Annotated in this window: 18 protein-coding genes; 15 read left to right on the forward strand and 3 right to left on the reverse strand. The window is 66.6% G+C overall.

The window, feature by feature from the left end; all coding sequences use genetic code 11:
* The first annotated feature begins 2 nt into the window (after window positions 1-2).
* The 6 genes from clpS (at window position 3) to rdgB (ending at window position 4,448) form a co-directional block, all read left to right on the forward strand.
* A complete protein-coding gene (clpS, locus tag AC1D14_RS01615) occupies window positions 3-383 on the forward strand; it encodes an ATP-dependent Clp protease adapter ClpS (protein WP_230116889.1) in 381 nt (126 codons plus the stop codon).
* Window positions 376-942, forward strand: coding sequence for a DUF2017 domain-containing protein (locus AC1D14_RS01620; protein WP_230116888.1), 567 nt, complete (start codon window positions 376-378; stop codon window positions 940-942). The genes clpS and AC1D14_RS01620 overlap by 8 nt, the downstream gene beginning before the upstream one ends.
* Window positions 943-1,072: 130 nt before the next feature.
* Entirely contained in the window at window positions 1,073-2,098 is a 1,026-nt protein-coding gene (murI, locus tag AC1D14_RS01625) for a glutamate racemase (protein WP_476874708.1), read from the forward strand.
* On the forward strand, window positions 2,095-2,892 hold the full coding sequence (locus AC1D14_RS01630; RefSeq protein ID WP_230116887.1) for an MBL fold metallo-hydrolase: 798 nt from the start codon (window positions 2,095-2,097) through the stop codon (window positions 2,890-2,892). The genes murI and AC1D14_RS01630 overlap by 4 nt, the downstream gene beginning before the upstream one ends.
* An 84-nt stretch (window positions 2,893-2,976) precedes the next feature.
* Window positions 2,977-3,735: a ribonuclease PH gene (gene rph, locus AC1D14_RS01635; RefSeq protein WP_476874710.1), complete on the forward strand. Its 759-nt coding sequence runs from the start codon at window positions 2,977-2,979 to the stop codon at window positions 3,733-3,735.
* Between the two features lie 74 nt (window positions 3,736-3,809).
* Window positions 3,810-4,448, forward strand: coding sequence for an RdgB/HAM1 family non-canonical purine NTP pyrophosphatase (rdgB, locus tag AC1D14_RS01640; RefSeq protein ID WP_230117046.1), 639 nt, complete (start codon window positions 3,810-3,812; stop codon window positions 4,446-4,448).
* Between the two features lie 94 nt (window positions 4,449-4,542).
* On the opposite strand, the gene AC1D14_RS01645 is transcribed toward rdgB, so the two are convergent.
* Window positions 4,543-5,310, reverse strand: coding sequence for a DedA family protein (locus tag AC1D14_RS01645; protein ID WP_476874783.1), 768 nt, complete (start codon window positions 5,308-5,310; stop codon window positions 4,543-4,545).
* A gap of 68 nt (window positions 5,311-5,378) precedes the next feature.
* On the opposite strand from AC1D14_RS01645, the gene AC1D14_RS01650 reads away from it, so the two are divergent.
* Both AC1D14_RS01650 and AC1D14_RS01655 read left to right on the forward strand, forming a co-directional pair.
* The gene (locus tag AC1D14_RS01650; RefSeq protein WP_230116886.1) at window positions 5,379-6,422 is read left to right on the forward strand and encodes a 3'-5' exonuclease; all 1,044 of its coding nucleotides are present in this window, start codon (window positions 5,379-5,381) and stop codon (window positions 6,420-6,422) included.
* A gap of 9 nt (window positions 6,423-6,431) precedes the next feature.
* Complete coding sequence (locus AC1D14_RS01655; protein WP_476880813.1) at window positions 6,432-6,968, forward strand: DUF4395 domain-containing protein; 537 nt, start codon at window positions 6,432-6,434, stop codon at window positions 6,966-6,968.
* Here the strand turns inward: AC1D14_RS01655 and AC1D14_RS01660 are convergent.
* The gene (locus tag AC1D14_RS01660; protein WP_476880814.1) at window positions 6,955-8,124 is read right to left on the reverse strand and encodes an ADP-ribosylglycohydrolase family protein; all 1,170 of its coding nucleotides are present in this window, start codon (window positions 8,122-8,124) and stop codon (window positions 6,955-6,957) included. The two genes, AC1D14_RS01655 and AC1D14_RS01660, sit on opposite strands and share 14 nt — an antisense overlap.
* A 222-nt stretch (window positions 8,125-8,346) precedes the next feature.
* Here AC1D14_RS01660 and AC1D14_RS01665 point away from each other — a divergent pair, with 222 nt between their 5' ends.
* The 4 genes from AC1D14_RS01665 to AC1D14_RS01680 all read left to right on the forward strand — a co-directional run bounded on the left by AC1D14_RS01665 (window position 8,347) and on the right by AC1D14_RS01680 (window position 15,271).
* Window positions 8,347-9,270 (forward strand): aquaporin, encoded by a 924-nt coding sequence (locus AC1D14_RS01665; protein ID WP_476880815.1) that lies wholly within the window; start codon window positions 8,347-8,349, stop codon window positions 9,268-9,270.
* A gap of 79 nt (window positions 9,271-9,349) precedes the next feature.
* Window positions 9,350-10,546, forward strand: a complete 1,197-nt coding sequence (locus tag AC1D14_RS01670; protein WP_476967964.1) for an exonuclease SbcCD subunit D — start codon at window positions 9,350-9,352, stop codon at window positions 10,544-10,546.
* Window positions 10,543-13,572, forward strand: a complete 3,030-nt coding sequence (locus tag AC1D14_RS01675; RefSeq protein WP_476967965.1) for an AAA family ATPase — start codon at window positions 10,543-10,545, stop codon at window positions 13,570-13,572. Before AC1D14_RS01670 ends, AC1D14_RS01675 begins: the two co-directional genes overlap by 4 nt.
* A 304-nt stretch (window positions 13,573-13,876) precedes the next feature.
* Complete coding sequence (locus tag AC1D14_RS01680; protein ID WP_476967966.1) at window positions 13,877-15,271, forward strand: MFS transporter; 1,395 nt, start codon at window positions 13,877-13,879, stop codon at window positions 15,269-15,271.
* 32 nt (window positions 15,272-15,303) lie between these two features.
* On the opposite strand, the gene AC1D14_RS01685 is transcribed toward AC1D14_RS01680, so the two are convergent.
* The gene (locus tag AC1D14_RS01685) at window positions 15,304-16,038 is read right to left on the reverse strand and encodes an IclR family transcriptional regulator (RefSeq protein WP_230116879.1); all 735 of its coding nucleotides are present in this window, start codon (window positions 16,036-16,038) and stop codon (window positions 15,304-15,306) included.
* A gap of 174 nt (window positions 16,039-16,212) precedes the next feature.
* Here AC1D14_RS01685 and AC1D14_RS01690 point away from each other — a divergent pair, with 174 nt between their 5' ends.
* The 3 genes from AC1D14_RS01690 to AC1D14_RS01700 all read left to right on the forward strand — a co-directional run bounded on the left by AC1D14_RS01690 (window position 16,213) and on the right by AC1D14_RS01700 (window position 19,764).
* A complete protein-coding gene (locus tag AC1D14_RS01690) occupies window positions 16,213-16,743 on the forward strand; it encodes a flavin reductase family protein (protein WP_230116878.1) in 531 nt (176 codons plus the stop codon).
* A 53-nt stretch (window positions 16,744-16,796) separates the two neighbouring features.
* Entirely contained in the window at window positions 16,797-18,251 is a 1,455-nt protein-coding gene (hpaB, locus tag AC1D14_RS01695; RefSeq protein ID WP_230116877.1) for a 4-hydroxyphenylacetate 3-monooxygenase, oxygenase component, read from the forward strand.
* Between the two features lie 181 nt (window positions 18,252-18,432).
* On the forward strand, window positions 18,433-19,764 hold the full coding sequence (locus AC1D14_RS01700; RefSeq protein ID WP_230116876.1) for an MFS transporter: 1,332 nt from the start codon (window positions 18,433-18,435) through the stop codon (window positions 19,762-19,764).
* Window positions 19,765-19,768 lie beyond the last annotated feature (4 nt).

The raw sequence follows: 19,768 nt of genomic DNA on the forward strand, positions 1-19,768 counted from the left end.
AGATGACCCTAAGCGTTGCGCTCGGCCCTGACACCCAGGAGAGCACCCAGACCGGAACAGCCGTGTCCACCGACGCGCTGACCGCCCCGGACATCCCCTGGAACCTCGTGATCTGGAATGATCCCGTCAATCTCATGAGCTACGTCAGCTATGTTTTCCAGAGCTATTTCGGCTATTCGGAGACCAAAGCCAACAAGCTCATGATGGAGGTTCACAGGAAGGGCCGGTCCATTGTTGCCCACGGCAGCAAGGAACAGGTGGAACAGCACGCAGTCGCCATGCACGGCTACGGCCTGTGGGCAACGGTTGAGAAGGCCACCGGCGGAAACAGCGGGGGCGGCAAGAACAGCGGCCCGGGCAAGGGCAAGGGAAAACGTGGCTAAGGCTTTCAAATACGGACTTAAGGGCATCACCGGATTCCTGGAGCCGGCCGAGCGGGAACTGCTGCGCAGCCTTTTCGAGGACGTCATCTCGATGCTCCAGCCCGAAGACCGCGGCAAGCAGGACCCGCTTACCGCCATGATCGGGCTCGACATGGACGCCCGCGAACCGTCTGACCGCGCACTCCGGCGGCTCCTGCCAAACGTGATGAAGAACGACGGCGCCGCGTCCCTGGAGTTCCGCCAGCTCACCGAACGCTCCCTGCGCGAAAGCAAGATCGGCGCGCTGCGCGCCGCCGCGCTGGACCTGGACAAGGACGAACTGCTGCTGACCGACACCGACGCGAGGCACTGGTCCATGGCACTGAACGACATCCGGTTGGTGCTCGCCGAACGCCTGGACATTCAGGACGAGGCCGACGCCGACCACGTCCACCAGATGCAGGACTGGTCCCAGGCGGAGGACGTGGAAAGCTACCTTGCCCTCGTCTACAACTTCACCACGTGGCTGCAGGAGTCCCTGGTCCAGGCCATGCTGCAGTCCATGGAGCCCCGGCCCTAGCCTGCCCGTCCCGTCCGCCGGCCACGCGGGCAGGGGTGCGCCCGCGCTGCGCGGATGTGACAAATTTGACATGAGGCGGACACCACAAGTGATGGCCGCACCCACCGGGAAGACCTATCCTCGAATAATCATGACTTCAGCATCGAGCACGGATCCGGCAGCAGGAGCTGCGGCGGACTCCGCAACGACCATCGGCGCCAACCTGGGATCGCTGCCGATCGGAGTCTTTGATTCCGGCGTCGGCGGACTGACGGTGGCGCGGTCCATCATCGACCAGCTGCCCAACGAATCGATCCTTTACGTTGGGGACACCGCCCACGGGCCGTACGGTCCGCTTCCCATTGCCGAGGTGCGCGCCAACGCCCTGGGCGTCATGGACGAGCTGGTGGATTCCGGGGTCAAGCTGCTGACCATCGCCTGCAACTCGGCGTCGGCCGCCGTCCTGCGGGACGCCCGCGAACGCTATACCGCCCGCTACGGGATCCCGGTGATCGAAGTGATCCAGCCCGCCGTCCGACGCGCGGTGGCGGCCACCCGCACCGGCCGCGTCGGGGTGATCGGCACCTCCGCCACGGTAGGCTCGCGGGCCTATGAGGACACGTTCGCCGCCGCGCCGGACCTCGTGATCACCTCGGTGGCTTGCCCCGCCTTCGTCAGCTACGTGGAGGCGGGCATCACCACCGGCCCTGACCTGCTGGCCGTGGCGGGGGAGTACCTTGCGCCGCTGAAAGCTGCGGGAGTGGACACGGTGGTGCTGGGCTGCACGCACTATCCGCTGCTGACCGGAGTCATCTCCTACGTCATGGGCGAGGATGTCACCCTCGTTTCAAGTGCCGAGGAAACAGCCAAGGATGTCTACCGTGCGCTCGCGAGCCGTGGACTGGAGCGCACCGCCGCTGCCCCGCCCGAGCACAACTTCATCGCCACAGGCGACGCCCGCCAGTTCGAGGCCCTCGCCCGCAGGTTCCTCGGGCCCGAGGTGCTCAGCGTCCGGCACGTCGACCACGTCGCGGCGCAGTACCCGACCGGAAGCCTCGCCCGGATCACGCCGGAAATGATCGCGGCGGCCCAGAGCGCCGCGTCGCGTCCGCGCATCTCCAATTTCGTCGGGCAGGGTGCCGGCGGCAGCGCCCCCGCCGGAGGTCCCGCCCTGTGAAGCTCACCATCGTCGGCTGCACCGGATCTTTTCCGGGCCCCGGTTCGCCCGCGTCCTGCTACCTTTTGACCGCGAATGACGGCGAACGCACGTGGAAGGTCGTCATGGACCTTGGCAGCGGGGCGCTGGGTGCCATCCAGCGCTATACGGATCTCGAGGACATCGACGCCATCTTCCTGACGCACCTGCATCCGGACCATTGCATGGACTTGTGCGGCCTCCACGTGGCCGTGCGCTGGAAGCCCGGCGGCTGGGACCGCGGAAGGATCCCGGTGTGGGGCCCAGCCGCGACGGCCGACAGGATGGCTACGGCCTACGGCCTGGAACTGGATCCGGGCATGCACGAGGAATTCGACTTCACCAACTGGATCGAGCGCCAGTCGGTCACCGTGGGGCCTTTCACGGTGACGCCGTTCGCGGTGAACCACCCGGTTGAGGAAGCCTACGCGCTGCGCGTGGAGGTGGCAGAGACGGACAAGAGCGGGACCGCCGTGACCCGGGTGCTGACCTACTCCGGCGATACGGATTCATGCCGCGGGCTGGAAGAAGCGGCCAAGGACGCCGACCTGTTCCTGTGCGAGGCCGCCTTCGAGGAAGGCCGCGACGACGGCATCAAGGACGTCCACCTGACCGGAAAACGCGCAGGCGAGGCTGCCACGGTGGCGGGCGCCCGCCGCCTCCTGCTGACCCACATTCCGGTGTGGACGTCGCAGACGAAGGTCATGGCTGAGGCACGTCCGGTCTTTGCCGGAGACGTCGCCGTCGCGGTGGCCGGCGTGCACTACACCGTCTGACGCGGCGGCCACCTCGGCCGGGCATCGCGGTGGAGGCTGTCCGGGCGCGCCAGCCGGCGGTGGATAAATCGATAAGCTATTGGCATGACTTCCGAAGCAACCACCATCCCCGTCATCCGTGCCGACGGCCGCACCCCGGACCAGCTCCGGCCCATCAGCATCACCCGCGGCTGGTCCAAGCAGGCAGAGGGATCCGCCCTGATCGAGTTTGGCAACACCCGGGTACTGTGCACAGCCTCCCTGACCGAGGGCGTGCCGCGCTGGCTCAAGGGCGAAGGCCGTGGCTGGGTGACCGCCGAGTACGCCATGCTTCCCCGCGCCACGAACACCCGTTCCGACCGTGAGTCGGTCAAGGGCAAGATCGGCGGCCGGACCCACGAAATCTCACGCCTCATCGGCCGGTCTCTGCGCTCGATCATCGATACCAAGGCCCTCGGTGAAAACACGATCGTGCTGGACTGCGATGTCCTGCAGGCCGACGGCGGGACGCGGACTGCCGCTATCACCGGCGCCTACGTGGCACTGGCCGAAGCGATCCGCTTTGCCCGCGAAAACAAAATGATCGCACGAAATGCCCAGCCGCTGATCGACACCATCGCCGCCGTGTCGGTGGGCATCATTGACGGCGTCCCCATGCTGGACCTTCCCTACATCGAGGATGTCCGGGCCGAGACCGACATGAACGTCGTGGTGACCGGATCCGGCAAGTTCGTTGAGGTTCAGGGTACGGCCGAGGGCGCCCCGTTCGACCGTGATGAACTTAACAAGCTGCTGGACCTGGCGCTCCTGGGGACGGAGCAGCTCGCCGCCATCCAGCGCGAGACCCTGGCTGAAGCTCCGTGACTGAACCCGGCTCCGTGAGTGGACACAGTGCCGGAGAGGAAAGCAGCCCGGGGAACGGGGGAGCCCCCGGACCGGTGACGCCCCGGCTCGTGCTGGCCACCCACAACAAGGGAAAGCTGCGGGAACTGCGTGAGCTGCTGCGTGGGCAGGTTCCCGGACTCGACGTCGACACGCAGGTGGTGGACGCGTCCGCCGTCGGAGGCCCCGACGTCGCGGAGACCGGGGTGACCTTTACGGAAAACTCGCTGCTCAAGGCGCGCGCGGTGGCCGAGGCGACCGGACTCATTGCGATCGCCGACGACTCCGGACTCGCTGTCGACGTGCTGGGCGGCGCCCCCGGAATATTCTCCGCTCGCTGGGCCGGCCGGCACGGGGACGATGCCGCCAACCTTCGGCTGCTGCTGGCGCAGCTCGCGGACGTCCCGGACGCCCACCGTGGTGCTGCCTTCGTGTGCGCGGCGGCCCTCGCCGTGCCGGCGTCGGCATCCGCTGACGGAGGGCGCGAGGTGGTGGAATACGGCCAGTTGGCGGGGACCCTGCTGCGGGAGCCGCGTGGTGAAGGCGGCTTTGGTTACGACCCCGTGCTCCAGCCCCTGGGCTTCGACCGAAGCTGCGCCGAGCTGAGCCCGGACGAAAAGAACGCCATCAGCCACCGGGGGCAGGCATTCCGTGCCCTGCTGCCGGCGATCGTCAAGGCCCTGGCCGACGGGTAACCTGCCGGGCCGGCAGGCTGTTCAATCACAGAAGGCGCCCCACATGGTGGGGCGCCTTCTGTTGTGTGTGGTTGTCCGTTGAGGGAACGGCGAGCTACGGCGTCTTGCGTTCCTCTTCGGGCTCGTGCTCCTCGATGAACTCCTCCACCGGGTCCGTGCCGTACTTGGCGGCCTGTCGCTTGGCCACAATTCCGCGGAGCACCTCGATGCCGATCGGAACCACCGAGACCAGGACAATCACAACAAAAATGATGTCCAGGTTGTCGCGCACCCACGGCACTTTGTCGCCGAGAAGGTAGCCGAGGAGCGTCACGCCGCCGCCCCAGAGGGCCGCGCCGATGACGTTATAGAGGAAGAACTTGCGCTTATCCATCTGTGCCACGCCGACAATCACGGGAACAAACGTCCGGATGATCGGAACGAAGCGGGCGAGGATCAGTGCCTTGCCGCCGTGCTTTTCGAAGAAATTGTGGGCGCTTTCAACGTTTTCCCGCTTGAAGAGCCGTGAATCAGGCCGGTTGAAGAGGGCCGGGCCCGCCTTTGAGCCGATGAGGTAGCCGGCCTGGTTGCCCACGATGGCGGACACGATGATCAGCGCGGCGAAGAGCCAGATGTTGAACTTGATGGTGTCCGTGGCCACGAGCAAACCGGCCGTGAACAGCATGGAATCACCCGGCAGGAAGAATCCGATCAGCAGGCCGGTTTCGGCGAAGATGATGCCGCAAACCAGGAGCACCACCCATGGCGCAAGGGCCGGGTCGGCGAGGAATACCTGGGGATTGAGCCAGTCGGGCAGGAGCGAGGAGAGGTGCGGCTGGACCGGACCGGCACCTCCCAATGTGGATACGGCAAAGTTGCTGATCGCATTAAAGTTCACCTTCCAAGGGTACTTGACAGCCCCGTGGGTCCGGCGGCGCTAAAGTGGTCCCCGTGGGTTTGGACTTTACGGCGATCGACTTCGAGACTGCCAACGGCTTCCGCGGTTCGCCGTGCGCCGTTGGCCTCAGCAAGGTCCGGGGCGGTGTCATCGTTGAGGAGGCCTCGTGGCTCATGCGGCCGCCGGAAAACCATGACGCGTTCGATTACCACAACGTGCGGATCCACGGCATCAGGCCCGAGCAGGTGGCACACCAGCCCCGCTTTGGGGAGCTCTTCCCGGAGATCGGCGCCTTCATCGGCGACGACGTCCTGGCCGCTCACAATGCCGCGTTCGATCTGGGGGTGATCCGCTCAGGTCTGGAGGTCTCGGGCCTTCCCGGTCCCGCGTACGACTATGTCTGCACCGTCATGCTGTCCCGGCGCTGCTATTCGCTCGTTTCCAATTCCCTGCCGTTCGCTGCCGAAGAGGCAGGCGTGCCCCTGGTCAACCACCACGACGCGGCCGAGGATGCCAGGGCCTGCGCCGGAATCCTCATCGATATTGCTGCGCGCAACCGGGCAAACAGCGTTGCAGAGCTTTATCTGTCACTCGGCCTGTCGATACCCCAGCAGCAGGCCTTTGATCCGACCCGGGACGCCCTCTCCAAGGCAACCCTCACGGCGCTTGCTGCCCTCAACGGAACCGCTCAGGGCCGACCCTTCCGGAGCGGCTGGCCAGACGAAGGAGAGAACCCGGCGCCGAATCCGGACGCAGAGCCCGGAAACCCGCTGTACGGCCAGACGGTGGTGTTCACCGGCCAGCTGGGCATTCCGCGGCCGGAGGCCAAGACCCGGTCCGCCGAGATGGGCGCGCGACCGGAAAGCAGGGTCACCGCCAGGACCAGCGTCCTGGTGGTCGGAGACGGCTTCGATGCCCGCGACCTTCGGTCCGGCCGGCTGACCGGAAAGGCCAAGCGGGTGCTTGAGCTGCACGACCGCGGGCAGCCGATCGAGGTCCTCTCGGAGGGCGAGTTCCTGCAGATGGTCGGCGGGGCTCCCGGCGCACATATTCATCTGGCGCAACAAAGCTTCCCCGCAGCGACCCTGTCCTCCTAGCCTTGCTGCATGAGCAGACAAGGCGACACATCTTCGTCCGCAGCTACCGCACCCGCCGGCGTGGACTGGCGCGCGGTGTTTGCTTTCCCCAACCCGGTGAACGAATACGCTGCCCGCATCACGGCCAGCCTCGTGGTGCTGCTGTCCGCGGCCACGCTCCTCACCGGCATGGGGTGGGGCCTCGCCTTCATCGCTGCGGGGTTCTGGCTCCGCGTGCTGTTCGGCCCCAGGATCTCGCCGCTGGCCCTGCTCTCGGTCAAGGTGCTCGCGCCGCGTTTAGGACGGGCCAAGCTGGTCCCGGGACCTCCCAAGCGCTTCGCGCAGGGGATCGGCGCGGCCGTATCCACTGCTGCGGCTGTACTGTTCCTCGCTGACGTGGCGCCGGCGGCCTGGGTTCTGCTTGCCGTGCTGATCGTCGCTGCGTCTTTGGAGGCCTTCGCCGGATATTGCCTTGGCTGCACGATTTTCGGCTTCCTGCAGCGTCGCGGCATGATCCCTGATGACGTCTGCGAGGCCTGCAACAACATCTCCCTCAGGCAGTTGTAACTGCCACCAGCTGCTCGGCCATGCCGCGGATCACCTCTGGCCCTTCCAGCGCTGCCAGCCAGTCTTCCGGCAGGCACTGCTCGCCGTAGTACGCGCCCAGGATATTGCCGGCGATAGAGCCCGTGGAATCGCTGTCCCCGCTGTGATTGATGGCAAGTGCGATGGCGGCCTTGAAGTGCTCCGCGGGCCGGTCCCGGTGTCCCGGCGCCGTGGCGAGCACCGCGTAAAGCCCGACGGCGAGCGCCTCCTCCGCCACCCAGCCCTCACCCAGTTCTCGGACCAGGTCCTCGGGGCCCAGCAATGCGCCCGTTTCCGTGCCGGGTCCCGAAGCAGGTCCCGAAGCAGGTCCCGAAGGAGGTCCCGCTGGCTCACCGGGGCCCGTACCCGAGGCGGCTGCCCCGCTGGCTATGCGAAGTGCGGTGCTGATGCGCTCAAGGAGCTCCGGCGCAGCTTCCGCATCAGAGCGGACATGATCCGCGGCCGCCTGGGCGGCTTCCAGCAGATCCTGGCCCTGGAGCAGCGAGTGGATCAGGAGGCTGAAAACCCCGGCGCTCTGGCGTGCTGAGGGATGCCCGTGCGTGAGGGAAGCGGCGTTCGCGCTCAGTTTGTAGACCGAGTCGGCCGGGATGTGCGGGATCAGTCCGAATGGGGCTGACCGCATCACGGTGCCGCAGCCCTTCGAGTCCGGGTTGACCGGACGGTACACCGTCCCCATCTCGCCTGTAGCAAGACCACTCAGGCAAGCATTGCCGGGAGCCCGGCGGTGCTGGAGCACCGGCTGCCCGTCAATCCAGCGCGGCTGCGGGCGCGGAGCCGCTTCCGGGGCGGAAACGCCCTGCGTGTTGAGCCAGCGCAGGTAGGCGAGCCACACGCAGGCGTTGGCATCGGCGCCCACACCCGAATTCGCCCATTCCAGTGCCTCGACGAGCCCGTCCACTGTGTAAAGCGTCATCTGCGTGTCGTCCGAAAAGTGACTCCCGCCGTCGAGCGCTGCGAAGTCCCGCAGGCCGTCCGCGCCAAAACGGCTGCGGATGGCTGTAATCGAATCAAATTCAATTGCGTAGCCGAGGGAATCTCCGAGTGCGCCGCCCAAAAGGCAGCCGTGGATACGGGATTTCGGGGACGGCAGGGCCGCGGTGCCGGGATTATTGCTCATGCAGGTAAATTTACCTGCCTGAACCTGTCTTTTTCCCCGTGCGCTGCGTCGCAGCCTCTCGCAATGTCGGCCCCGTCACAAGGCGCCTGTGGAGGAAGTATGCCCGTCTAATGGGCGCTAAGCTCGAATTCAGCAACCGTCCAGACTCTGTTGGCAGACTGCAGAGGCTGACCCGGCTGATGCCGGTGTCTCCGGCTCACCGAAACAAAGGATTCTCCGAACATGACCACCCCTGTGTCCGTATCCACCACCGACGCCGAGTTGCACCCCGCCGGTGACGCCGGCTACCGGCCCGGACTGGTTTCCCGGCTTGCTGCCGAAGCGTTCGGAACCCTGTTCCTCGTCATCGCCGGCCTGGGCGTGCCGCTTTTCACCATCCCGCAGTCCAGCCCGTTGCCGGCCGCGCTCGCAGCCGGCCTGGCCGTGACGGCGGCGATGCTGGCATTCGCGTACATTTCGGGGGGACACTTCAACCCTGCCATCACCCTGGGCAACCTGGTGGCCGGCAGAATCCGGATGGTCCACGCAGCCGCCTACATCGGCGCTCAGCTGGTGGGGGCAGCCCTCGGTGCGCTCACCCTCTTCGGCATCCTGCGGACTGTCCCCACCATCCAGGACACCAGGGCCGCGTTCGATACCGTCACCGCCGGATTCGGCGAGCACTCCGTCATCCAGACACCCATGGCGGGAGTCCTGCTGGCCGAAGTAGTGGGCGCAGCCCTCCTGGTCGCAGTCTTCCTCGGCACCACCGCCCGCCGCAACATCCACGCGGCGGCTGCACCGTTCGCCGTCGGCCTGTCCCTGGCCGTGCTGCTGCAGCTCGGACAGGCTGTGGGCAACGCACCATTCAACCCCGCCCGTGCCACCGCGTCTGCCCTGTTCTCCAACAGCTGGTCGTTGGGGCAGCTGTGGCTGTTCTGGGTGGCACCGCTGGTGGGCGCGGCAATCGCAGGCCTTGTATTCCGCGGCTTATCGGACAACGCTGCCAGCAGGCGTTCGGCCGGCAACGGTACCGGCAGCCTCGTTGCCGCGGCAGGAACCGGTGACGACGACGTCGACGAGGAGGTCCTGGACAGCGATGACCTGCCCGGAACCCCGGCCGACGGCGAGGCGCGCGACTTCTTCGACGGCACTCGCGACAAGTAACCGTCCTCTTGGTACGTCTCCGGACGCGCCCAAGCGGACGGTCAGCAATACTGTCAGTGCCTACGGATAGCTTATGAACATGCGGTTATTGCACACTTCTGACTGGCATTTGGGCCGGTCTTTCCACGGCGTTGGCATGCTGGACGCCCAGCGCGACTTCATCGACCAGCTGGTCGCCAGGGTCGAGGAATTGTCCGTCAACGTTGTCCTCATCGCCGGCGACGTCTACGACCGCGCACTGCCTGGAGTGGATGTCGTCGGGCTGCTTGACGACGCCCTGGTGCGGCTCACCGCGGCCGGTTCCCGGGTGGTGCTGACCAGCGGCAACCATGACTCCGCCATCCGGCTGGGGTTTGCCTCCCGGCTGCTGGAGCGCGGCGGGGTGCATCTGCGCACCCGGCTCGCGGACCTCGACACGCCGCTGATGGTGCCCCTGGAGGATGGGCCTCCCGGGGACGGTTCGGAGGACGAGGTCAGCCCCGCGCTGGCAATCTATGGCATCCCGTGGCTGGAGCCGCGCCTCGTGGCCGACCAGCTCGGCGTGGAAACGGCCACTCACTTCGATATCACGCGTGCCGCCACGGAGCGAGTCCGGGCGGACCTGGCTCGGCGCAGCCAGTCGCGGACCGTCCACTCGGTGGTGCTGGCCCACACGTTTGCGAGCGGCGGGCTCAGCTCGGACAGTGAGCGTGACCTCAGCATCGGGGGAGTCGGCGCTGTACCGCTGGACCTTTTCGACGGTTTCAGTTTCACGGCCCTGGGCCATCTCCATCGCCGGCAGAAGCTGTCGCCGGAAGTGTGCTACTCGGGTTCACCGCTGGCCTATTCCTTTTCAGAGGCAACACATCAAAAGGGCGGCTGGCTCATCGACATCGATGAGTCCGGCGTCACGGCGGTCCAGGAGATCAACTGGGACGCGCCGAGGAAACTCGCCGTCCTCCGGGGAACCATCACCGAGCTCCTCGAGTCCGCCTACCATGCCTGGGCGGAGGACGCCTACTGCCAGGTGACCCTCACGGATGCCCAGCGTCCGGCCCAGGCTATGGAGCGGCTGCGGGCGAGGTACCCGGACACCCTCGTGCTGGGCTTTGATCCGGAAGGGGCACCGGCGTCCGCCAAGATCAGCTACAGCAGCAGGCTTGCCGAGGCTGAGGATGACCTTTCGATTTGCTGCGGATTTCTGGAGCACGTCCGCGGCCGTGAACCTGACGAAACCGAGCGGAGCGTCCTGGCCGACGCTTTGGAGACCGTGCGCCTGCAAGGAGTGTCGCTGTGAGGATCCACCGCCTGGAAATCTGCGCCTTCGGGCCCTTCGCCGGCACCGAAGAAATCGACTTTGACCGGCTCAGCGCGCATGGGCTTTTTCTCCTCAACGGGGCCACGGGCGCCGGCAAGACGAGCGTGCTGGACGCCATCTGCTACGCCCTGTACGGTTCCGTCCCCGGCGCACGGCAGGACGGCAAAAGGCTGCGCAGTGACCACGCCGACGCTGCGATAGAACCCCGGGTGAGGTGTGAATTCAGCGCCCGCGGCAGGCGCTTTGAAGTGTCCCGCACACCGGCCTGGGACAAGCCGAGCGCCCGGGGCCGAAACGGCTTCACCGTACAGCAGGCCAAGACACTCCTGCGGGAGCGCGTCGGCGGGGAGTGGATCGAGAAGTCCGGCCGGAACGACGAAGCCGGAGCCGAGATTACCGCCATTCTGGGAATGGACCGGGAGCAGTTCACCCGGGTAGTCATGCTCCCGCAGGGCGACTTCGCGGCCTTCCTGCGTTCCAAAGCCTCAGACCGGCTGGACCTTCTCCAGAAACTCTTCGGAACCGAACGGTTCGAAGCCGTCGAGCGCGAACTGGCCGGCAGGGCAGCCGAAGCCGCCACAGAGGTCGCCGGACACAACAGCAAACTGGCTCTGTTGGTGACGAGGGCCCAGGCCGAGGCCCAGACGCTGGGGCTGGACCTGACCGGGGCACCCGAGCCCGGTAGTCACCGTGAACTCCTCGGCTGGCTCGAAGACGCCGCTTCGCTCAAGGCCTCGGAGCTGGCCGCGGAAGCCAAGTCCTGCGAGGCTGTCTGCAGCGAGCATGCTGTACGGCTGGACGCGGAAATAGCCCGCGAACGCCGCCAGCTGAAGCTCGCCGCCGCGCTGCGCCGAAGAACAGAAGCCAATGCGGCGGTCCCCGTGCTCGAACGTGATGCTGCCCGGCTGGCACTGCACCGCAAGGCCGAGAACCTTGGCGGACAGCTCCAGGCGGTGACCGCTGCAGAGCCCGCACTGGCCCGGGCAGCCGATTCAATGGCACGTGCCGCAGCAAACCTTCGGGCCGCGGTTCTGACGGATGCCGAGCTGGCGCACACCGGCTCGGCCTCCGTTGACGTGACCGCCGAGCTGGACCGGCTGCGCGCACTGCTGGCCGTGGTGAACGAACGGCTCGCGGACGAGGACAAGCTTTCCGGGCTTGCGGCAAGAAGCGCGGGCCTGGTCGTCGGGCGTCAGAAACTGCTGGACACCAGCAAGGACCACTCTGAGGCCCTGCTTTCACTCCGCTCGGAAATGACCCGGCTCCGCGCGGGACTTCAGCCGTTGGAACAGTTGGCGGGCGAGGCCGTGCTCCGCACCAAGGAATCCGTGGCGGCCCAAGAGCTTGTTGACGTCGTCCGGCGCTATGGGACAGCTGCCTTGCAATGTGCAGGGGCAGCTGAACGGCACCTCAAGGGCAGGGACGCCTACCAGGAGTCTCGGCAACGGTGGCTTGACCTCCGGGAACAGCGCCTGGCCAACGCGGCGGCGGAACTGGCGGCGCGGCTGGAAGCCGGAGAACCTTGCCCGGTCTGTGGCGGTACGGAGCATCCGGCGCCCGTGCCCACCGCCGGGTCGGCACTTGGCCTTGCCGAGGAAGAAGAACAGGCCAGGGACATCTGCGATGCCGCAGAGGAGGCTCTCGCAGCGCTGGACGCGGAGCTGTCTGCTGCCCGGCAACAGCTCGCTGTGCTGGCAGGCCAGGGCGGAGACACTGATCCGGCCGAGGCCCAGGAAGCGGCGAGGGTTGCCAGCGAAGCAGCCGACGAGGCCGAGGCCGCCGAAGAGCAGCTGGCCGAAAGCCGGGCACGGCAGGAGCAATTGGAAGACCGCATCGCTGCCACTGAGCAGGGGCGGACCGAATGTCTGTCGCGCATCGCCCAGACCGAATCCACGCTGACCGAACTGGAACAACAGACAACTGCCCTGGAATCTGCGCTTGCCGCGTTGCGGGCGGGTTACCCCAGCCTCGGCCAGCGTTGCAGCGGCGTCAGGAAGACCATTGAGGTGCTGGAGGGGGCGGCCTCCGCCCGCACAGCCCTCGACCTGGCATCGGCCCGTCTGGACGAGGCGCGGAGCCAGCTGGACCTCGCGCTGCCGGACGCAGGCTTCGACTCCGCCGCCGAAGCGCACACCGCATTGCTTGCCGCGGGGGATGCCGCGCGCCTGGAGTCGGCGGTGCGGGCGGGGCAGGACGAACAAGCCCGGCTGGAAGAGCTGTTCGCCGGTGAGGAGCTCGTCCTGGCGGAAAAGGAGCAAGCCGCCGGCGTCACTGCGGATGCAGGCGAAGTGGACCGTCTGAGGGCCGAAGCCGAAAGGGCCGCGCAGAAGTCGCGGGACGTGGCGCTCGCTGCCGGCCTGGCATGGCAGAAGTCCACCGCCCTGGGACGCCTCCGCCTCGAATACAAGGAGGTGGCGGAGTCTGGCCGGAAACCGCGGGAACGGGCGGAAATGCTGTCGGCCCTGTCTGACGCGGCCAGGGGTGCCGGAGACAACAGCTACCGCATGAGCCTCAACAGCTATGTCCTGGCGGCACGGCTTGAACAGGTGGCCATCGCCGCCTCGGAGAGGCTCGTCGCCATGAGCGATGGCCGGTACACGCTGCAGCACACGGATGCCAAAGCCGCGAGGGGCGCGAAGTCGGGGCTTGGCCTCGAAGTCGTGGACGAGTGGACCGGCCTGCGACGCGACACGTCCACCCTCTCGGGCGGCGAGTCCTTCATGGCTTCGCTGTCGCTCGCCCTGGGCCTAGCGGATGTTGTGCAGCAGGAGGCCGGGGGCGTGGACATTGAGACATTGTTCGTGGACGAGGGCTTCGGAAGCCTCGATGAGCAGGCCCTGGAGCAGGTGATGGACGCCCTCGAAGGCCTGCGCGACGGCGGCCGCGTAGTGGGACTTGTCAGCCACGTGGCGGAGATGAAGCAGCGGATAGGCACTCAACTCCAGGTGGTGAAGGGGCGCAACGGCTCCACCCTGCACATTTCTGAGGCCGCGCTGGCAGGCTGATCCACCGGACGGCATTCAGTGCCGCCCCGCAACGCCGGGCCTGAGTGAGCCGGGCCTGAGTGAGCCGGGCCTGAGTGAGCCGGGCCTGAGTGTGCCGGTCGCCTGAGTGTGCCGGTCGCCTGAGTGTGCCGGTCGCCTGAGTGTGCCGGTCGCCTGAGTGTGCCGGTCGCCTGAGTGTGCCGGGCGCCTGAGTGTGCCGGGCGCCTGAGTGTGCCGGACCCCAGTGTCCAGTACACTCGGATAGTTACCGGGTTGCGCGCATCGGGAGGAGGGACGATGCGCAGTACTGAACGAGCCCGGATACATGACAACTTCCACGGCGCCTCGGCGTCCGGCCACTGAACTCCCATCTGCCGCTGCGGCCACGCCTGCCGATTCGCGGCCTCCCCGCTCCGGCGGCCGGTTCGCCCGGCTCCCACGACTGGCCGGCAAGGGGTTTATTCCCCTCGGGCTGTTTGCGCGGCTCCCGCTCGCCATGCTGACCGTCGGAACACTGACGCTGGTCACCTCCGTCAGCGGATCCTACGCAATCGGCGGAACGTCGGCCGGGGCTGTCGGCATCGGGTCTGCCCTCGGCGCCCCTGTCCTGGGCGCCCTCGCGGACCGCCGTGGACAACGTCCGGTGCTGCTGGTGTCTGCCATTCTGAACGCCGCCGCCGTGCTCACTCTGGTTGCACTGGCTTATGCCCTCCCCGGTGCAGACAGAGTCAGTGCCGACTCTTTCGGCTTTGCCTGGCCGGTCTTCGCGGCGGCCTTCATCGCTGGCGTCAGCTGTCCCCAGGTAGGTCCGCTCGCCCGCGTGAGGTGGATGGCCCTGACGTCCGGCGGAAGCCGGAAGGACAGCGGCACGGATCTGGACACGGCACTGTCCTACGAAAGCACAGCCGATGAACTCACGTTTGTCCTTGGCCCTGCACTTGTGGGCGTGCTGGCGAGCCTGGTGGCGCCCTGGCTACCGCTGGCTCTTGCAGCGGTCCTCACCATCACGCTCGTGCCGGCATTCGCCGTGCACCGGACGCACCTGTCCGTTCCCCGCAACGGCCGCCCCGGCAAGGCCGTTCAACCCGCGTCCAACGTGGCAGGCACCCCGCGCCGCGGACGGTTGGCCCGCGTGGCCGCCGTCGCGCTCCCTGTGCTGGCGATGGTCTGCATGGGCACCTTTTTTGGCTCCACGCAGACCGCCCTCACTTCCTTCTCGGCGTCATTCGCAACATCCGAGGTTGCCGGGTTGCTGTACTCGGTGATGGGACTGAGCTCGGCCGCGGCCGCGATTTCCGTGGCTTACTGGCCGGTCCGGTTCACGGTAACGGCCCGCTGGCTGGCCTCCGCTGCCCTCATGGCCGGACTGTCGACGCTGCTGCTCCTGCCGGATAGCGGCTGGGCCATGGTCCTCGTGCTGCTGGCCCTCGGCCTTCCGGTGGGGCCGGTCATGGTGACCGTTTTTGCGATCGGCGGGATCGCTGCGCCCGCCGGACGGCTCGGAACGGTGATGACGGCGCTGGCCAGCGGCATCGTGGCCGGCACGGCCGTGGGATCAACGATTGCAGGTCAGCTGGCGCAGGGCCCGGGTTACGCTGCGGCTTTCCTCGTTCCGATTGCCGCCGCAGCGGCGCTGTTCGTGCTCGGCGCGGCTGCCGCCGTCGTCGTCCGCCAAAACCAGCGGAACCAGCGCAAGGCTGCCGCGACGCCTGTTCGCTGACCCCACCGCTGTGTCCGACAGCGGCGGGCGTGTCAGGCGAGCTGCGCTTCAATCCGTGCGGCGCCGGCGGTCAGCGCCGCGGCGACGTCGGACGGGTCCTGCGACGAGCGGATATAGACGACGGCGACCGCCGCGGGCCGTCCGCCCGGCACCCGGATGGGGGCGGCCAGCGAGGAAACCCCCGCAATGACCTCGTCATGGCTTGCGGCGTAGCCCCGTTTCCGCGCCTCGGCGGCCTCGGCGCGGTACGGAACGGTTGGCGCCAGCTGAACCCAGTCATGCTCCGTCAGCGCCGACTGGATGGCGATACCGGGGGCGCCGCTGCTGATGGGGTGGCGGGATCCCGGGTGCTGGACCACCGTGGCGGCCGAATGCCGGGGCTCCACCGTGACCAGGGTGACGCACTCCTGATGGTCCCAGACGGCAATGAACGCCGTCATGTTCAGGGCATTGGCAAGCTGGGTCAGCTCGGGGAGGGCGGCCGTCTGGAGGTTGCGGGAAACGCCCCTTGCCAGCACGGCCAGGCCTGGCCCCGGCTGCACCCGGCCGGCGTCGTCGCGCACCAGCAGCGAGTGGTCCTCGAGCGTCCGGAGGATCCGGTACGCGACCGAACGGTGGACGCCCATGGCGTCCGCAAGCTCGGCGATCGTGAGGGGGTTCTCGGCTTCGGCCAGGATTTCCAGGGCCCGGATGCCCCGTGAGAGCGTCTGCGATGGGGAAACCTGGGCAGGCGCAACCTGTGCACCGGCACTGGCGATTGGATTCATGCTGTCCATCCTAGGCGGGAGGCCGGTGCGGCTTGTTCCGCAGCCTTGTGCTGCACGTCACGTTCGGCTAGCGTTCCATATAGGAATTATGCGTTCAACTATAGAATACCCGGCGCTGGTGTACCAGTAGCGCCGGTGCTCGAACACAAGTCTCCGTGACCTAAGGAATCGACGATGATTGCCAAGCCGGAAGCGGCGCCGGAAGTCCCCGGCCGGACGTCCGTTCCGCGGGCCCATCGTTTTCGCGGCAGTCTCGGAAGGTTTGCCACCGGCGTTGCCATCGTCACGTTCGACGGCGTGACCAAGCGCCACGGCATCACCGTGAACTCCTTCACCTCGGTGTCCATGGAGCCGCCGCTGGTGCTGGTCAGCATTGCCCGCACCACCAAGGCGCACGACGAGCTCGCCGGCCGGCCGTTCACCGTCAACATCCTGGGCGCGGAACAGCGCCAACTGGCCATGCACTTCGCCGGACGCCCAGGCCCTGAGCCGCTGTGGGTGGAGAGCGAAACGGCACCGCGCCTGTCCAATGTGCTCGCTTACTTTGAGTGCAAACCCTGGGCGGCTTACGACGGCGGCGACCACACCCTCTATCTCGGCGAGGTAGTGGACTTCAACTATCGAAACGGTGACGCCCTGGCCTTCGCCAACAGCGCATTCACCACCATCCCGGAAAGCCAGCTGGGCATGGAAGACCTTCTCTGACGCGCATCATTCACCCGACCACCTGCAGTTCGACGACGACTGGAGACAGAACAATGGGAATCCGAACCGGCCAGCAGTACCTGGAGAGACTCAGCGCGATGACACCGCACATCGTCATTGACGGCGAAGTGGTCAGCGAGAAGGTTGCGGAGCATCCTGCCTTCCGCAATGTGGCGAGGTCCTACGCGAAGCTGTTCGACATGCAGCACGGCCAGCAGTACCAGGAAGCGCTCACCTACACGTCGCCCACCACGGGTGACCTCGTGAACGCCTCCTTCCTGGTTCCGAGAACCGCCGAGGACCTGAGGCGCCGGCGGCGGGCGATCTCCACCTGGGCGGAAGCGTCGAACGGTTTCCTGGGGCGGACCGGGGACTACATGAACTCCGCCCTCACGGCATTGGCCACGGCCGGGAAATGGTTCTCCCAGGCTGACCCCAGGTTTGCCGAGAACATCCGCAACTACTACGAGTGGGCGCGCGAGAATGACGTCCTCGCGACTCATACGCTGATCCCGCCGCAGGTCAACCGTTCCGTGTCCGGCTCCGAACAGCTCGGCGGCCAGCTTTCCGCGCACATTGTGGAGGAGCGCGAGGACGGTATCGTGATCAGGGGTGCCCGCATGCTGGCCACCATCGCGCCCATCGCCGACGAGCTGCTCGTCTTTCCCTCCACGGTGCTGCGCGGCACCCCGGAGGACGCGCCCTACTCCTATGCCTTCGCCATTCCCAACGACGCCCCCGGTCTGCGGTACCTGTGCCGCACCTCGCTTTACAACGGCGGCAGCACTCACGACGAGCCGCTCGCGTCCCGCTACGAGGAGATGGATGCCGTGGCCATTTTCGACGACGTCTTCGTCCCGAGCGAACGCATCTTCATGCTCGGAAACCCCCAGCTCTGCAACGCGTTCTACACCGAGACCGGGGCAGGCGCCCTCATGACCCACCAGGTCGTGACGCGAACCATCGCCAAGAGCGAGTTCTTCCTTGGCCTCGCGTCCGAGCTGGCCGATTCCATCGGCATCGACGGCTTCCAGCACATCCAGGAGGACATCGCCGAACTGATCATCGACGTCGAAATCGGCAAGGCCCTGGTGCGCGCCTCCGAAGCGGACGCGGAGCTTAACGGCGCCGGCGTCATGCTGCCGAAGTGGAGCACGCTCAACGCCGCGCGGAACTGGTACCCGAAGATCGCCCAGCGCTTCCCGCAGATCATCCGGAAGTTTTCGGCCTCCGGGCTCATGGCGCTGCCTGGGGAAGCGGACGTGAACAGCGAGGCGAGGGCAGACATCGACCTGTACCTGCAGGGGAAGACACTCACCGGCCCCGAGCGCGTCCGCCTGTTCAAGCTGGCCTTTGACGCCTCGATCTCCGGTTTCTCGGGGCGCCAGTCCCTCTACGAGTACTTCTTCTTCGGGGATCCGGTCCGGATGGCCGGCGCCCTCGTCAACACCTACGACCGCGAGCCTGTCAGGGCCAGGCTCCGCGAATTCCTGAACCGCACCGACTGATCCGCCGGTGGATCGGCAGCCCCGCTTTCGCCGTTCCATCGGGCGGCGAAAGTGCGATCGAAAGTTTTAGGTGTGTTTTGCCACACATCCATAGTATTCTTCCTACTAACTGACCGTTCGATCGGTAAATCGCCCGGCATCCATCCCCGGCAGTATCCCTGCCCCCAGCCACGGAGTTTCAATGACTGCAGCTTCCACCGTCGATTCAGAGGCGGGTCCCAGCAGCAAACGCGAGGAACGCAAAGTCCTCGCCGGGACGCTGGTCGGAACCACCATCGAGTGGTACGACTTCTTCATCTTCGCGCAGCTGACAGCGACGTTGCTGTCCCCGCTGTTCCTCACCCCGCTCCAGGCCTCCAATCCGGGCCTCGCACAGATTCTCTCCTTCGCCCTGATCGGCATCAGCTTCCTGTTCCGGCCGCTGGGCGCGGTCGTCGCAGGCCACCTCGGCGACAGGCTGGGCCGCAAAGCCATGCTTGTGTTCACCTTGGTGATGATGGGTGCCGCTACGGCCCTGATCGGCATGCTGCCCACCTACAACGACATCGGCGTCTGGGCCCCCATCCTGCTGATCACCCTCCGTGTCATCCAGGGCTTCTCGGCCGGCGGTGAATGGGGCGGCGCTGCCCTGATGGCCGTGGAGCACGCGCCGATGAGCAAGCGCGGGCTCTTCGGCGCCTACCCGCAGATCGGCGTCCCGGTCGGCATGATCCTCGCTACCGGCCTGCTGTACTTCCTCAACACCGGCATGTCCAAGGAAGACTTCGGCTCGTGGGGCTGGCGAGTGCCCTTCTTGTTGTCCATCGTGCTGATCGTTGTGGGTTACTTGATCCGGCGAGCCGTCGGGGAGAGCCCGGTCTTCAAGGAAATGGCCGCCCGCAAGGCGGAAAGCAAGGCGCCGCTGGGGCAGCTTATCCGGCACCATAAGAAGTCGGTGCTCTACTCCACCATGATCTTCATCGGCAACAACGCGGCCGGCTACCTGCTGATCGCCTTCTTCATCTCCTACGCCACCAAGTCGCTGAAGATGCCGGTTCCGCAGATCCTGCTGGCCACCACGCTGGCTTCCTTTGGCTGGCTGATCTTTACGCTCGTTGGCGGCTGGCTCTCCGACAGGATCGGCCGAGTGAAGACCTTCCTCATCGGCTACGGCATTGTCTTCGCCTGGATGATCCCGATGTTCGCGCTTATCGACACCAAGGACATCCTGCTCTACGGTGTGGCCCTCTTCGTCCTGACGGTCGGGCTCGGCCTGTCCTACGGCCCCATGTCCGCCATGTACGCGGAGATGTTCCCGGCCAATGTCCGCTACTCGGGGATCTCCATCGGCTACGCGTTTGGGGCCATCCTCGGCGGCGCGTTCGCCGCGACGATTGCAGAGTCGCTGCTTCAAAGCACCAAATGGACGGGGTCCATTGGCATCTACATCATGGTCCTCTGCGTGATTTCCGCAGCGGGTGTGCTGCTGGCCAAGGAAACCAAGGGCCGTCCGCTGGGCGTCAGCCGGCACTGACGGG

The sequence above is a fragment of the Arthrobacter sp. P1_B11 genome (assembly GCF_056406715.1).

Excerpts from the sequence above, each read along its gene's own strand:
- clpS (WP_230116889.1), top strand. The coding sequence starts at position 3 with ATGACCCTAAGCGTTGCGCTCGGCCCTGACACCCAGGAGAGCACCCAG.
- murI (WP_476874708.1), top strand. The coding sequence starts at position 1,073 with ATGACTTCAGCATCGAGCACGGATCCGGCAGCAGGAGCTGCGGCGGAC.
- rph (WP_476874710.1), top strand. The coding sequence starts at position 2,977 with ATGACTTCCGAAGCAACCACCATCCCCGTCATCCGTGCCGACGGCCGC.
- AC1D14_RS01655 (WP_476880813.1), top strand. The coding sequence starts at position 6,432 with ATGAGCAGACAAGGCGACACATCTTCGTCCGCAGCTACCGCACCCGCC.
- AC1D14_RS01660 (WP_476880814.1), bottom strand. The coding sequence starts at position 8,124 with ATGAGCAATAATCCCGGCACCGCGGCCCTGCCGTCCCCGAAATCCCGT.
- AC1D14_RS01665 (WP_476880815.1), top strand. The coding sequence starts at position 8,347 with ATGACCACCCCTGTGTCCGTATCCACCACCGACGCCGAGTTGCACCCC.
- AC1D14_RS01670 (WP_476967964.1), top strand. The coding sequence starts at position 9,350 with ATGCGGTTATTGCACACTTCTGACTGGCATTTGGGCCGGTCTTTCCAC.
- AC1D14_RS01680 (WP_476967966.1), top strand. The coding sequence starts at position 13,877 with ATGACAACTTCCACGGCGCCTCGGCGTCCGGCCACTGAACTCCCATCT.
- AC1D14_RS01685 (WP_230116879.1), bottom strand. The coding sequence starts at position 16,038 with ATGAATCCAATCGCCAGTGCCGGTGCACAGGTTGCGCCTGCCCAGGTT.
- AC1D14_RS01690 (WP_230116878.1), top strand. The coding sequence starts at position 16,213 with ATGATTGCCAAGCCGGAAGCGGCGCCGGAAGTCCCCGGCCGGACGTCC.
- hpaB (WP_230116877.1), top strand. The coding sequence starts at position 16,797 with ATGGGAATCCGAACCGGCCAGCAGTACCTGGAGAGACTCAGCGCGATG.
- AC1D14_RS01700 (WP_230116876.1), top strand. The coding sequence starts at position 18,433 with ATGACTGCAGCTTCCACCGTCGATTCAGAGGCGGGTCCCAGCAGCAAA.